This window comes from Nevskia soli (assembly GCF_903970205.1).
In the GTDB taxonomy this organism is placed as follows: domain Bacteria; phylum Acidobacteriota; class Terriglobia; order Bryobacterales; family Bryobacteraceae; genus Bog-113.
Map to the genome: position 1 here is coordinate 1 of NZ_CAJCHS010000183.1, position 13,899 is coordinate 13,899.

General features: G+C 61.2%; 11 protein-coding genes. 7 read left to right on the plus strand and 4 right to left on the minus strand.

Features of this window, described 5'->3' with window-relative positions; all coding sequences use genetic code 11:
- Window positions 1-518 precede the first annotated feature (518 nt).
- The 7 genes from H1Y01_RS08135 to H1Y01_RS08165 all read left to right on the plus strand — a co-directional run bounded on the left by H1Y01_RS08135 (window position 519) and on the right by H1Y01_RS08165 (window position 9,504).
- Window positions 519-1,820, plus strand: a complete 1,302-nt coding sequence (locus tag H1Y01_RS08135; protein ID WP_180539941.1) for a PQQ-dependent sugar dehydrogenase — start codon at window positions 519-521, stop codon at window positions 1,818-1,820.
- A 48-nt stretch (window positions 1,821-1,868) separates the two neighbouring features.
- On the plus strand, window positions 1,869-2,441 hold the full coding sequence (locus H1Y01_RS08140) for a hypothetical protein (protein ID WP_180539942.1): 573 nt from the start codon (window positions 1,869-1,871) through the stop codon (window positions 2,439-2,441).
- A gap of 66 nt (window positions 2,442-2,507) precedes the next feature.
- Entirely contained in the window at window positions 2,508-3,509 is a 1,002-nt protein-coding gene (locus H1Y01_RS08145; RefSeq protein ID WP_180539943.1) for an AAA family ATPase, read from the plus strand.
- 316 nt (window positions 3,510-3,825) lie between these two features.
- Window positions 3,826-4,737 (plus strand): DUF58 domain-containing protein, encoded by a 912-nt coding sequence (locus tag H1Y01_RS08150; RefSeq protein ID WP_180539944.1) that lies wholly within the window; start codon window positions 3,826-3,828, stop codon window positions 4,735-4,737.
- Complete coding sequence (locus tag H1Y01_RS08155) at window positions 4,737-6,446, plus strand: vWA domain-containing protein (protein ID WP_180539945.1); 1,710 nt, start codon at window positions 4,737-4,739, stop codon at window positions 6,444-6,446. Before H1Y01_RS08150 ends, H1Y01_RS08155 begins: the two co-directional genes overlap by 1 nt.
- Window positions 6,443-8,956 carry a VWA domain-containing protein gene (locus tag H1Y01_RS08160; protein ID WP_180539946.1) on the plus strand — a complete coding sequence of 838 codons (2,514 nt, stop codon included), beginning with the start codon at window positions 6,443-6,445 and terminating at the stop codon, window positions 8,954-8,956. The genes H1Y01_RS08155 and H1Y01_RS08160 overlap by 4 nt, the downstream gene beginning before the upstream one ends.
- Window positions 8,923-9,504 (plus strand): hypothetical protein, encoded by a 582-nt coding sequence (locus tag H1Y01_RS08165; protein WP_180539947.1) that lies wholly within the window; start codon window positions 8,923-8,925, stop codon window positions 9,502-9,504. Before H1Y01_RS08160 ends, H1Y01_RS08165 begins: the two co-directional genes overlap by 34 nt.
- A 204-nt stretch (window positions 9,505-9,708) precedes the next feature.
- Here the strand turns inward: H1Y01_RS08165 and H1Y01_RS08170 are convergent, their stop codons facing one another.
- The 4 genes from H1Y01_RS08170 to H1Y01_RS08185 form a co-directional block, all read right to left on the minus strand.
- Entirely contained in the window at window positions 9,709-11,391 is a 1,683-nt protein-coding gene (locus H1Y01_RS08170; RefSeq protein WP_180539948.1) for a S8 family peptidase, read from the minus strand.
- A gap of 431 nt (window positions 11,392-11,822) precedes the next feature.
- Window positions 11,823-12,776 (minus strand): bifunctional riboflavin kinase/FAD synthetase, encoded by a 954-nt coding sequence (locus tag H1Y01_RS08175; protein ID WP_219341381.1) that lies wholly within the window; start codon window positions 12,774-12,776, stop codon window positions 11,823-11,825.
- Complete coding sequence (locus H1Y01_RS08180) at window positions 12,773-13,534, minus strand: MBL fold metallo-hydrolase (protein WP_219341382.1); 762 nt, start codon at window positions 13,532-13,534, stop codon at window positions 12,773-12,775. Before H1Y01_RS08180 ends, H1Y01_RS08175 begins: the two co-directional genes overlap by 4 nt.
- A 1-nt stretch (window position 13,535) precedes the next feature.
- A partial coding sequence (locus tag H1Y01_RS08185; protein ID WP_219341383.1) for a DUF1844 domain-containing protein occupies window positions 13,536-13,899 on the minus strand: 364 nt, incomplete at its 5' end.

Sequence of the window (13,899 nt, forward strand, 5' to 3'; positions counted from 1 at the left end):
GGGAAGCTGCGGCCGGTTCTGGCGCGCTGCCGCTACGCCGACCCACTCGCCGAGGAAAGGATGCCATCGAAGTTCGCTCACAGGTTCATTCTAAGGGGAGGCTTTCGGGAACGTGTGGGAAAACGTGCGATTCAAGACGCCGCTCTGATGGAGGATAATCAGCCGTGGTGTTGGATTCCGTCCTTAAATTGCATACTGGCGTGAACTGCGGCATCGCGCCGCGCACGCCGGATCTGCGCCGATCACCGCCGAAGATGCGCGGGAGATGATTGAGGGGGTTCGCCGCCTGGTTAAACCAGACTCGGACTTAGATTCCATCCGAACTGAGGATAGGACGTTCATGTCCCCCGGCGAGGTGCGCGGTAAGTACCATGCGCGGTTCCTCCTTCAATACGGCTGCGCCCCAGGTAGCGTTCATCAGACATCGCGAGATCGAATTCGGACCAATCCATGATGGGCCTTGACTCTCTATTCTAAGTCGATTCGGTCCGGTGGCGTAGAGTCAAAGGAGGACCGATATGAAACAGAAATCTCACTTCGTTGCGCTGGGTTCATTGATCATCTTTGGCCTCGCCGGCTTCGCATGGCGTGTGATCGGCGCCTCCAACACAAACGTGCTTACCGGGAATGCGGCGTTTACGGACTATCGAAAAGAAGCGCCGGGAGTCATGCGCAAGATCACGGTGGCCGATCTGCCGCAGCCGTATGCCACGAAGGGGGTCGGAAACGGGCCGAAGATCGTGCCGCGTCCCGAGGGGATGTGGCCGCTTGTGATGCCGGGATTCAAGATCGACCTGGTTGCCACGGGGCTGGGGAATCCGCGGGAGTTGCGGACGGCTCCCAATGGCGACCTGTTTCTGGCGAATACGCACCCGGGCGAGATCCAGATCTTTCGCGGTCTAACTGCCGATAGCAAGCCGGTGCAGACCTCTACCTTTGCGACCGGGCTGCATGAACCGTTCGGGATTGCCTTTTATCCGCTGGGTCCGAATCCGCAGTATGTGTACATCGCGAATATCAATTCGGTGGTGCGGTTTCCCTATAAGAACGGCGATCTGGTCGCGACCGGGGCTCCGGAGACGCTGATTAGTGGAATTCCGGTGGGCGGGCACTCGACGCGCGACCTGGCTTTTTCCCCGGATGGCAAACGGCTGTTTGTCTCGGTGGGGTCGGGATCGAACATCGACGATCCGGATACGCATCCGAGCGAGTTTCGCCGCGCGAATATCCTGGAGTACACTCCGGACGGTAAGTTCGTGAAGGTATACGCATCCGGAATTCGTAACCCGGTGGGTATCGCGATCCAGCCCGAAACGGGCCAACTCTGGTGCTCGGTGAACGAGCGCGACATGTTAGGCGATAACCTCGTTCCGGATTACATCACGCATGTTCAGGAGGGCGGCTTTTATGGTTGGCCGTTCTATTACATGGGAACTAATCCCGACCCGCGGCTGAATGGTAAGCATCCCGAGCTGCGGGATAAGGTGATCGTGCCGGACGTTCTATTGCAGCCGCATAATGCGTCGCTCGAGATGACTTTCTATGAAGCGACGCAGTTCGGGCCGGAGTACAAGGGCGATATCTTTGCCGCGGAACACGGTTCATGGAACAAGGCCGATCGGGCGGGTTACGAAGTGATCATGGTTCCGGTCAAGGGAGGGAAAGCGACCGGAGAGTATGAAGATTTTGTTACCGGCTTTGTAACTCCGGCCGGCGATGCGTGGGGGCGGCCGGTGGGAGTTGCCGTCGCGCCGGATGGGTCACTCATGGTGAGCGACGACGCTTCGCAGTCGATCTGGCGCGTGCATCGCACCAACTAATAGTGAGTGCTATACTTCCTCCGCCCGGTTCGCCGCCCCGGAGAAGACATGAACAAGCCAACTCTTCTACTTCCGATCCTCGCGCTCTTTTCAACCTGGGCGGCGTCCGCTCAGGTAAGTATCCCGATTCTGAATCCCGTGTTCGACTTAGACAAACTGACATGCACGGCGGGTTACTATTGCTTTGCAGGCAACATCTCGGGCTGGCTTTGTGGTCCCGAAACCGGGCTGCAGAAGGCTTCCACGGCTGAATTTCCAAGCGCGCCGTCGGCAGGCATTTACGTTGCAGCCATTGGAAATACAGGCGGGACGGGTTCTATATTGCAAACGCTGGGGGATACTCTTCAGCCCAACACACTCTACGTTCTAAAGGTGAAGGCCGGCGCACGCGCGGATTATCCATTTACCGGGTACTCAGCGGGGCTCGTGGCTGGAAACGTCACCGTCGCTTCCGGCAATACGGCAACTCCCGTGGGCGGCGCGTTCGTAATCGAAGAGATCACCTACAACTCCGGAGCAAATCCCGGCCAAGTGGGCAAGCCTCTTCAGGTTTTCGTTAAGAGCCTCGGAAGCGGGCAAGTCGATGTCGCTGCCGTAACGCTCACGGCAACTGATGAATAGAAAGCGGCCGGCGATCCTTGCGAAAGAGCCCACGCGGATTCGTTCCTCGCGATACCCTGTAGTTATATGATTGCGGCATCGGAAGCGGCGCTCGAGATGGCCGTCGCGCGCATGCGGCGCGTGCGTACCGAAATCGGCAAAATTATCGTCGGGCAGGACGATGTTGTCGAAGGCGTTCTGATCTGCCTGGTTGCCGGTGGACACGTTCTCCTCGAAGGCGTCCCCGGTCTCGGCAAGACTACGCTGCTCCGCACACTCTCCCGCGCGCTGCAGTTGAAGTATTCGCGCATCCAGTTCACGCCCGACCTGATGCCCGGCGATATTGTCGGGAGCATGGTCGCCGATACGGACGACCGCGGCGGCAAGTTTCTGCGCTTCCAGCCCGGCCCGATTTTCGCGAATCTCGTGCTCGCCGACGAGATCAATCGCGCGACTCCCAAGACGCAATCCGCGCTGCTCGAAGCGATGCAGGAACGCACGGTCACCAGCGGTACCACCACGCACGAGTTGGAAGCGCCGTTCCTTGTGATGGCGACCCAGAATCCGATCGAGATGGAGGGCACCTACCCGCTGCCCGAAGCCCAGCTCGATCGCTTTTTGATGAAGATTCTGGTCCGCTATCCCTCGCGCGAGGACTTGACACGCATCGTCGAACGCACGATCCAGCGCGACGAAGCGCAGGTGGAACCCGTGCTCGATGGACCCACGATTCTGGAGGTGCGCAGCGTCGCGCGGCAGGTGCTTGTTGCTCCGCACGTGCGAGAGTACGCGATTCAAATCGTGATGGCCACGCAGCCGGATGGCGAGGAACGGCATGACATGGCGCGCCGTTATATTCGCTACGGCAGCTCGCCCCGCGGCGCGCAGGCGCTCGTAGAATGCGGACGCGTGCTGGCCTTTATGCGCGGACGTTTCCACTTGAGCATTGACGATATCCAGTCCGTTGCTCCGGCCGTTCTGCGTCACCGCATCATTCTGAATTTCGACGCCCACGCGGATGGCGAAACTCCTGAAACGGTCCTGAGCGCGATCATTAGAGATGTGAGCGTTCGCGCTGCTGTCGCGTGACAAACGACAGATGGGCTGTGGCCACGCTATGCTGATCGTTGCCGCGTGGCTCGGCAACAGGCGACTGCAGACGAGTATTTGGGGGCATTTCCTCTCTCTCGCGGTAAAAGGCATTCGAAGGTTCTTTTCCGGAGCACCAGCTCCATTACTGTCGCGGCTCAGCACGGCCGCCGGGTTGCCGGATTGAACAGGATGTGACTCGCGCACCGTATTAACCTGTAGTTATATGGTTGCGGCACCAAGCCGAGATTCCTGCACCACGCGGGCGCATTACACGACTTTTCGCGCCGCGCTCGCCTAAGGAACGCGGTCCCCAATGCCCGACGCACCGCTGCTCGATCGCGCGTTCCTCGAAAAACTGGAACGGCTCACGATTCAATGGCAGCGCTCGTTCGCCGGACTGGTGGGCGGTCACAACGCATCGCGCTTCGCCGGCGGCGGTCAGGAGTTCCTGGATCATCGCAACTTCCATCATGGCGACGATCTGCGCGCGGTCAACTGGCGCGCCTATCTGCGCCTCGACAAACTCTTTCTCAAGATGTTCCAGATCGAGCCGCGCGTGCCCGTGCAGATTCTGGTCGACGTCAGCAAATCGATGGCTGTCGAAGAGCGCACGCTGCGCACGCGAGCGAAGTTCGATTACGCGCGCCGCCTCGCCGGAGCGCTCGCCTACGTCGGTCTGGTGCGGCTCGACACGCTTGCCATCATGCCGTTTTCATCCCGCCTCGGCGAAGGAAAGCGCGTGGGCGGCGGACGCCATCGTTTTAGTCCGGTGATGGATTACCTGACAGCCCTCGAAGCCGCCGGCGTCACGGATTTCCATGAAGTTGTACGGGAGTTTATGCGCGCGCAACCGCAACGCGGGCTGTTGGTGATTCTCTCCGATTTTCTCGATGATCGCCCGGGCGATCGCGGCTGCGAGCGGGCGCTTCAGTATCTGGCGGATTTCGGGCATGAACTGTGCCTGGTTCAGATCTGGAACGAGGAAGACCGCACGCCGCCATGGACCGGCGAGCTCGAGTTGACCGATGCGGAAACCGGACAGCAGCTGCGCACGGCACTCGATGCACAAACACGCATTGCCTACACCCACGCTTTCGATGAGTACAGCGCCACGCTGCAACAGCTGGCTCTCCGCAACGGCGGCCGGTTCCTGAGCGTCCCAACTTCTAAGGACCTCGAAGAAGTGCTGTTTACGGACCTGGTGCGTGCGCGAGGCGTTGCCTGATGTTTTTCCTGAACCTCGCGCTCGGGCAGCTGCTGATGCTGGCAGGCGCAGCTTCCGCGATTACCGTCGCCCTCTACCTGCTCGATCGCTCGCGCCGCCGCCAGATCGTTTCGACCCTGCGCTTCTTTCCGCGCGAGGCCGTTACTCAGGACAAGGCGCGCCGCCGCCACATCCAGCAACCCATCTCGCTGCTGCTGCAACTTGCCGGAATCCTTCTGCTGCTGCTGGCCGTCGCGCAGCCCCGGTTCGGCAGTCCCTTTCAGAAGACGAATTACGAAGTGCTGCTGCTCGACACATCGTCGTGGATGGGCGCGCGGGACGGCGATCACACCGTGATGGACACCGCGCGCGCGCGTGCCAACGAATGGCTGGCGCGTTTGCCCGCGGCCGATCGCGTGATGCTGTTGCGCGCCGACGGGCTCGCCACGCCGGCCACTGCGTTCGAAGTCGATCGTCAGAACATTCGCCGTGCAATCGCCGCGTCGCAGGCGGGGTCCACGGCCCTCGATATCAATGGCGCGATGGCCGCCGCGCGACAGGCGCTCACCCATCGCGGATCTAGCGGCGAGATCGTTTACATCGGCGCGGCTCGTATTCGCGCGGATCAAGGCATGGCGCCGCAGGTCCCCAATCTACGTGTGATCACGGTCCCGAGCCCGACAGAGAACGCCGGTCTCAAGCGCATCAGCGTCAAACCGTCGACCACGGAGCCGGGCGCCTGGGACGTGCTCGTTTCCGTTCGAAATTATGGCTCGCGGCGGCGTGCTGTGGCGGTCGCGATGGGCTTCGATGGCGCGCCCGCGGGCGGCGAACGAATCACTCTTGAGCCCGGCGCCGATCACGATCTGCAATTCCCGTTGCGCACGCGGCAGGCCGGAGTGCTGGAAGCGCGCATCTCACCCGGCGATGCATTCCCGGCGGACGACCAGGCGGAACTTGCCGTGCCCGCAGTTCCGCAACTGCCGGTGATCGTCTACACCGACCGCGCCGCAACGCTGCGCCCGCTGCTTGCGGCGAACCCGCGGTTGAAATCGGAATTTCGCACGCGAGCGCAGTATCGGCCGGATGATCGCGCTCCCGTAATTCTCGATCACTTCCGCCCGACGCCGCTCCCACAATCCAATGCGATTTTTATTCTTCCCGGCGCCGCTAACGATGTTGTTATGTCCGCGGGCCCGCCGAAGACGGCGATTTTGCGGTTCGATCCCGGCCTGCCCGGAGCGCGCTTCGAACTCTCCACGCCGCTGCAGTTTGCGAAGGTCCTTCGATGGATTGAGCCCGAAACGTTTCGCGATTCCGGTCACAGCGTCGAAGCGACCGGCAACGTGACCGTTCCGATCGATGGGGGAGGAGGGGACAACATCTCCGTCCGCCACGAGAACGGAGCGGCCGTTCCATTCGCTATCGAGAACGGCACGCTTCGATTCTTTGCCGGTTCGCCGGAGACCGTCGTCGTCAGTATCGATGGCCGCGAAACCGGTTATCAGTTCACCCTTCCCGAGATGTGGGACACCGTTTGGAACCCACCGGCGACGGCGATCCGCGGCCTGCCGCCCCAGCACTACGCTGCCGATCAACGTGAGCTGTGGCCATGGCTTGCACTGCTGGGCGCAGCGTGTCTGATCGCGGAGTGGCTGTTGTTCGCGCAGAATCGCGGCAAGCCAATTCGCGCCATGCCGCAGCGAGCGGAACTACGGAGAGCGTCATGACCTTCGCCGATCCCATCCTGCTGTGGGTTTTGGCGCTGCCTGCAGTCTGGCTCGTTCTCGCCTGGCGTCCGGGCGGCCGCCGTATCGCGCAGAGTCTGGAAGCGGCCACGGTCGCGGCGATTGTGCTGGCCTTCGCCCAACCCACGCTGAACTATCGCGACCGAAAGATGGCCGTCGCCGTCTTGGCTGACACGTCCGCCAGCATTCCGCCGGATGATCTGCGTCGCGCTTCGAAGACCGTCGAAGCGATCGAGGCCTCACGCGGCAATAACACCGTCAGCGCACTTCCGTTCGCGCGAAAAACACGCCCGCTTTCCGCTACCGAATCGCGCACGGGCGAACTCGCATCCACCTCCGGCGATGATAGCCGCGGCACCAATCTGGAAACCTCGATCCGTGAAGCGATCGCGTCCCTTCCGGCGGGCGCGGTCGGGCGCATCGCGCTCATTACCGATGGCAATGAGAACGCCGGGAGCGTCACGCGCGCGGTCTGGCAGGCGCAGCAATTGGGCATCTCCATCGATACGTTTCCTTTGCCGGGGCGGAACCAACCCGAACTGCGCGTGGAATCGGTTTCCGCGCCCGCGAACGTTTTCAGCGGCGAGCGCTTTCCGGTGGATCTTACCGTCAGCGCGCCTCGACACGCGCCGGCGCATGTTGAGATCGAAGCGGAACACCGCAAGCTCGGCGATCAGCCCGTTACGCTCGAAGCCGGCGAAAACCATATTCGCATCCGGGCGTCGGTCAACACGAACGGTGCGACGCAGCTCTCCGGGCGCGTGGTTGGAGACGAGAAACTGGGCGAAACGCGTTTCGAATACGCGCTCACGGTTCGCAAGCCGCGGGTGCTGCTCGTCTCGCACGACCCGGCCGAAGCCAATCAGCATCTGGAGCAACTGCTGACCGCCGATCAGTTCGCCGTCGACCGCAGCACCGGCGCACTTCCGCAGGATCTCGCCGCCTATCAGCTCATTGTCTTCAACAACGCCAATGTGGAAGACGTTTCCTTACCGGATCAGACGCGCCTGGAGACGTTCGAGCAGCAAGGCGGCGGACTTCTTTGGATCGCGGGCGAGAAGAACGTCTACGTCGACCGTAAGAAAGCCCCCGAGCCGCCGCTGGCCCGTGCGCTCCCGGCCAAGATCGCGCCGCCGCGCTCCCCGCAAGGCAAGTGCGTGGTGCTCATCATCGACAAATCGTCGTCGATGGAAGGCAAGAAGATTGAACTCGCGCGTCTCGCTGCGATCGGCGTGGTTGAGAATCTGAAGCCCGATGATTGGGTCGCGGTCCTGATCTTCGATAACTCATTCCAATGGGCCGTGCCGCTGCGCCGCGCCGGAGATCGCGCGCAGATCAGCCGGCTGATCAGCGGCATCACTCCGGACGGAGGCACGCAGATCGCGCCCGCTCTCGCCGAAGCTTATGGCAAGGTTCTGCCCGTCGACGCGGTCTATAAACACATCGTCCTGTTAACCGACGGCATCTCGGAAGAAGGCGACAGCGCCGCGATGGCGCATGAGGCCGCGGCCAACCACGTTACCATCTCGACGGTGGGGCTGGGCCAGGACGTCAATCGCGCATATCTCGAGAAGATCGCCGCCAACGCCAAAGGGAAGAGCTATTTCTTGCTTGAACCTGCCGGCCTGGAACAGATTTTGTTGAAGGACGTGCAGGAACATACGGGCACCACGACGGTCGAGAAGCCGCTGCAAGCCGAAGCAACCGCTCAGAAGGCGACCCTTCTGGAAGGCGTCGATCTGAAATCCGCGCCGCCGCTCGCCGGCTATGTTCGCTTTGAAGCGCGCCCGGACGCCGAGCAGGTTCTAACGATCGACCGCGACCCACTGCTGGTTCGCTGGCAGAACGGGCTCGGCCGCGCCGCCGTTTTCACATCGGATGCGAAGAATCGCTGGGCCGCCGACTGGCTCAAGTGGAAAGACTTCGACCGCTTCTGGACGAATGTCGTGCGCGATCTGCTGCCGCAGGCGCCGGAAACGGAAGCGGTCGCGGACTACGATCCGGCCACTGGTGCGCTTGTCGTGAATTACAGTCTGGGACGCGCGGAAGACAAAGACACCAAGGCGGTCGCCCCCGAATTGTTCGCGCTCGGGCCGGACGGATTCCGCCAACCGATGCAGGTCGCGAAAATTGCGAACGGCCGATACCGCGCGCGCGTATCGATTGGCGAGCGCCAGGGCTTGTTCCGCGTGCGTCCACTGGTCGAATCGCGCCAGTTTCCCGAAGTCGGTCTGTACCGCAGCGAAGCCGAGATGACCGACTTCGGTTCCAACGAGCGGCTGCTGCGTCAAATCTCCAGCGCGACGGGTGGCCGATTCCGCCCGGCTCCCGGTCAGGTTTTCGACAACGCCGGACGGTCGACCGCCGCGTCGTTAGCCTTATGGCCGGGTTTGCTGCTGGCCGCTGTCATCTTGAACTTGTGCAGTCTGTTGACGCGCAAGTGGAAGGGCGTCCGAACATGGTTCCCCGCGCGCGTTATCCCGGCATCCTGATCGCGGCGGCTTCTATTGCAACGGTTTCCTGGGGGCAAGCCGCCGTGCACCGGTCGATTGAACAGAAGTTCGCGATCATCTCCGAGGATCGCGCAGCGGCCGGCGCGAGCTTCCACATCACCGCGGCTGAACTTACCGGGTATGCCCGGCGGCAGGCTGAAGAGATCGCCCCCGGCGCGGTCACCGGGGCCGCGATATCGATCTCCCCGGAACATGCCGAAGCGACCGGTTCGATCAACTTTCTGCGCCTGCGCGGCACCGACCAACCCGATGGTTTTTTGGACAAGCTACTCGACGGCGAACGTCCGATCCGTGTTCGCGTCCGCATTCAATCCGCGAACGGCTATGCGCGCGTCGATGTGGAGCGCGCCGAGATCTCAGGCGTAGCGATTGAAGGACCGGCTCTTGATTTTCTGATTCGCGAATTCGTTCTTCCTAACTTTCCGGATGCGCGGGTTGGCGAGTGGTTCAAACTACGGCACCGGATTGATCGATTTACACTGACGCCTGGCGCGGCGGACATATTCATCCGCGCTGCTGAGCGATAGTGGTAGGCGGTTAGCGCTCTGGAAAAGCGACGCAGGCGGGCTTACGCGCGCGGCTCCCTCGAAAATAGCTCGCAACGTACACCGTTCCACCGGGGTAGGGTCAACGCGGCTCACCGCGGAGGACCCTCCCTTTCGGTCGGGCTCGGATTGGGGCTGCGGGTAGCCTGGCGGCGACATGGCCTTCGGATCTGCTACAGTCCCGCGCTACTGTTCGCCGTGGATGGCCAAAGAATCGGATTCCGCGGCTTCTTCCGTGGAACTGCCCCAAACCACGTTAGAGCCCCAAACCACGTTGAAGCCGGTCATCGTGCTGGAACCCCACACCACATTGGATCCCCAGACCACGTTGTTGGCGAGAAGGGAACTGGACCCCCAAACTACGTTCGAACCCCAGACCACATTGCTGCCCCAAACCACGTTGCTACCCCAAACCACGTTGGAGCCGCTCACGTTCTGCATCGTGACCTTGCCGGTTGCGGCGTTGAACGTTACCGAGGGAGAAAGGGCATAACCGCTAGACGTGGTTTGATCCTGAACAGCGGCCATGATATCGATGTACCCGGCGCCGATCGTGAAAACATCGTAGTAACTGGTATAAGTGATGCCAGTCGACGGATCGACGGCCACACTGCTGACCGGGAAGTTCTTGGTTGCCGTCTTCATGAGCTTCGCTTTTACCTGGTCGGGCGTGATGGCCGGGTTTTGCTGGATGAGAATAGCCGCCGCTCCGCTCACCACCGGCGTGGCCATGCTGGTGCCGCTCAGGGTGAAGTAGTACCCCGAATCCCAATTGGTGGGATAGCTGTCGCCCAGTTGCATATAGGGATGCATCGTCGAAACAACGCGGTTGCCGGGCGCGACGATATCGGGCTTGACGGTGTGATCGAACAGCGTGGGGCCTTTCGAGCTATAGCTGGCAATCGTGTCGTCGCTGCGGGTGTTAGTCCCGTTGGTCTTCATGGCTCCCACGGTGATGACATAGGGGTCATTGCCCGGAGCGGCAATCGTGCCGTAGCCATTGGTCTTGGCCGAGTTGTCGCGACCGTCGTTACCGGCGGCAACGACGACCACGATGCCGCTCTTCCAGGCTGCCTCGACCGCCTGGCAGAGTGGATCATAGGCGGCGGATTCGAACACGGGGCGTCCGAGCGAGAGATTCATGACACGGATGTTGTAATTGCTTCGGAGCGAGATCGCAGTCCAAATCGCGTTGATCACACTCGCGTCGGAACCATTTCCGTTCTGGTCGAGCACGCGAAGATTGATGAAATTCACCCCCATCGCTATTCCGACATAAGAAGTTCCATTCGGGTGAGCGCCGATGATACCGGCGACATGAGTGCCGTGGCCAAACTGATCCTGAGGAGTACCGCCGACGAAGGACTGCTCATAGACGATGCGGGAACCGCCCGCGCCATTGGTCCACTGATCCATGCTTTCCCAGATACCACTGTCGAGCAAAGCGACGCCTACGCCCGAGCCGTCGAACCCGTAAGTCGCGCGGACAAGATTGGCATTGACGGTCGCGCCGGTGATGTCAAGCATCTTTTTCAGGGGACGATTGGGAGAGACATAGGCGACGTCAGGATCCTCGGCGATCGTCTTTAACGCCGATCGAGGAACGTTGTAATGGGCCCCCTTGATAAAGTCCATCCGGGCCTTGAGCTGGCCGCCGAGATTGGCGATCTTCTGATGGTGAGCCTCCGTGGGAGCTACCTTATACTGAACGATGATTTCCACATTTTCGTCCATAGGTCTGCTGGCCGTGTTCTCCGGGCGAAGTTCGGGCGCGAATTTATCGCCCCATACGACCGTACTCCATCCCAGTGTGGTGGAAAACGCGGTGGCCAACCCGCAGGTTGCGAGCAGCCGTAGAGTCTTGTTCATGTTACTTACTCCCGATTTCGATTGATTTGAAGAACTGCGACGGGTGTACAGGGTCCCCAGCGTCGCCGGTTTGCAGTTGTATTAGTTGCACAGCCAGCTATCGGACGAATCAGAAAGCTCCGATATCCCACTCAAGTACTGAAATCTCCTGAATCGAGAGTTGCGCGTCCGGGGGCTCGTAGCTCTGGGGAGAACTTTCGCCGAGACGCTGGACATCGCCCGCGACGTCGCTGGACTTCGCCCGCGACGTCGCTAGAAAGCTGATCGAAGCGGCTCGCGAGCGAAATGCCGTCGCTTCGTAAATGGGACTACTCGCGGGATTTCGTTGGTTGGCGAGCTTAAAGGCATTGGAAGGTATTTTTCCGGAGCACCAGTTCGCTTTCGCTCCGGCTCGGTTTTGTGCTTGCGTTTCGAATTTTCGGGGTGCGGAATTAGCAGAATCGGCGCAGGCGGGCGTGAATCTGGATCGCACGCCGGGCGTCCCGCAGAATCTGCGCCTTCAGCTCTTCGGGCGACGCGAACTTGCGCTCGTCGCGGATACGCCAGAGGAATTCGACGCGGATGCGCTCCGGATCAGGCGGCTCGAACGGACTGAGCAAGTACGTTTCGATGGTGAGCGCGTCGCCGTTGAAGGTCGGACGCACCCCTAGATTGGTGATCGATTCCCATCGCCGGCCCTCGGGAAGCTCGACCGTGCGCGTCACATAAACGCCGGTGCGCGGCAGCACTTCGGAATCGGGCGCCAGATTGAGCGTCGGCACGGTCTGCTTCGACCCAATACCGTGTCCGCTGACCACGCGGCCTTCGAGTTCGAACGGCCTCGCCAGCAGGCGCGAAGCGCGCGCGATGCGTCCCGCGGCGGCCATCTCGCGTAGCAGGCTGCTGGAGACGCGCTGTCTGCGAATCTCCACGGGCGCGACGGTCACGACGTCAAAGCCGTGCTCGCGGCCCAGCCTTTCGAGCAGCGCGCGATCCCCCGCCTGTTTGTGCCCGAAGCGGAAATCGTCCCCCATGACAATGGCTTTTGCGCCGAGCTTGCGGACGAGTAGGTCGACGACAAACTCTTCGGGGGTCCAGCGCGAAAGCTCCTCGGTGAACGGAAGCACGAGCACGTGCTCGATGCCCGCTGCGCCCATCAGCTCGGCTCGCCGGGTGAAATCGCAAATCATCTTCGGCGCGCGCGCAGGGGCAATCACCTTTGCGGGATGCGGCTGAAACGTCAATACCGCGGCCTTCCGACCGCCGGCGCGCGCGATCTCAGCCGTGCGGCGCATCAACTCCTGATGGCCGATATGGACGCCGTCGAAATTCCCGATGGTGAGAGCGCAGGGACCGAAATCGGGAGGCACATGGTCGAAGCCCCAAAACACACGAGGCATGCTCATACGTCGATGCGCAAGCCGTCGTAAGCGAGATATACGTTGTCCGGCATTGTCGCCTGAGTTGCGGCATGCGGCAGATCGTGGCAGATATGCGTGAAGTAGGCCCGCCTGGGTTTCAGCTGCTCGACCAGTTTCAGCGCTGCCGCCACGGTCGTGTGAGTCGGATGCGGACGATACCGCAAGGCATCGAGAAAGAGAACATCAAGACCCTGCAGCATTCCCATGGAAGCTTCGGGGATCTCGCTGTGGTCCGTCAGGTAAGCCAGCTTGCCGATGCGATATCCGAAGATCGGTTGCTTTCCGTGCAGCAGCGGGATCGGCTGAACCGTGAGGCCGAACAACTCGAACGGCTTACCTTCGTGATCATGCGTTTCCGTTTCCGGCACAAAGGTGTCGCGCACCTTGGAGTCAAAAGCATAGGGGAAGATTCGTTTGAGCGCGGACAGAGTCTCGCCATCCGCATACACCGGGATGCGCGTCCGCTGCTTTGCATTGAAGGGGCGGATATCGTCGAAGCCCATGATGTGATCGGCGTGGTGGTGTGTGAAGAGGAGCGCGTCCAGCCGGTCAACGCCCTCGCGCAGGACCTGCGTGCGGAAGTCCGGCGTCGTGTCGATCACGATGTTCTTGCCCTCGTGCGAAATCAGGATGGAAGGGCGCAGGCGATTGTCATGCGGGTCGGCGGAGCAGCACACGGCGCAAGGGCAGCCGATTGTCGGGACGCCGGAACTGGTTCCCGACCCGAGAACCAGAATTTGCACCTCAGCTCTTCCTGGGCTGTGCCTGAACAAACCGGAAGCGCAGTTCAGTAAGCGAGTTGTTGAGGAGCCGGTCTTCTTCGAGAGTCAGATTGCCTTTCGTTTTTTCCTGGATGATGCCGAGCAGGTCGATGGTGTGGCGCGCGGTTTCGAAATCGGGTTCCGGCTTCTCGGATTCGGGCCCGAAATGCAGCAGCCCGAGCTGCATCTGCGCTTGCGTGATCATCGAGAAAATCAGGAACTCGAAGCTGGCCGGAGGTAATGGCGGGCGCTCCGGCGAGGGTTCGACGGTGTCGTTTTCGCTCATCGGAATCAGGATAGCAACGGCACACTTGTTACCCTGAAATTCCTGATATGTCCGCGGCCTC

Bases quoted from the DNA above. Each gene is read 5' to 3' on its own strand.
- H1Y01_RS08135 (WP_180539941.1), top strand. From the start codon at position 519: ATGAAACAGAAATCTCACTTCGTTGCGCTGGGTTCATTGATCATCTTT.
- H1Y01_RS08140 (WP_180539942.1), top strand. From the start codon at position 1,869: ATGAACAAGCCAACTCTTCTACTTCCGATCCTCGCGCTCTTTTCAACC.
- H1Y01_RS08145 (WP_180539943.1), top strand. From the start codon at position 2,508: ATGATTGCGGCATCGGAAGCGGCGCTCGAGATGGCCGTCGCGCGCATG.
- H1Y01_RS08150 (WP_180539944.1), top strand. From the start codon at position 3,826: ATGCCCGACGCACCGCTGCTCGATCGCGCGTTCCTCGAAAAACTGGAA.
- H1Y01_RS08155 (WP_180539945.1), top strand. From the start codon at position 4,737: ATGTTTTTCCTGAACCTCGCGCTCGGGCAGCTGCTGATGCTGGCAGGC.
- H1Y01_RS08160 (WP_180539946.1), top strand. From the start codon at position 6,443: ATGACCTTCGCCGATCCCATCCTGCTGTGGGTTTTGGCGCTGCCTGCA.
- H1Y01_RS08165 (WP_180539947.1), top strand. From the start codon at position 8,923: ATGGTTCCCCGCGCGCGTTATCCCGGCATCCTGATCGCGGCGGCTTCT.
- H1Y01_RS08170 (WP_180539948.1), bottom strand. From the start codon at position 11,391: ATGAACAAGACTCTACGGCTGCTCGCAACCTGCGGGTTGGCCACCGCG.
- H1Y01_RS08175 (WP_219341381.1), bottom strand. From the start codon at position 12,776: ATGAGCATGCCTCGTGTGTTTTGGGGCTTCGACCATGTGCCTCCCGAT.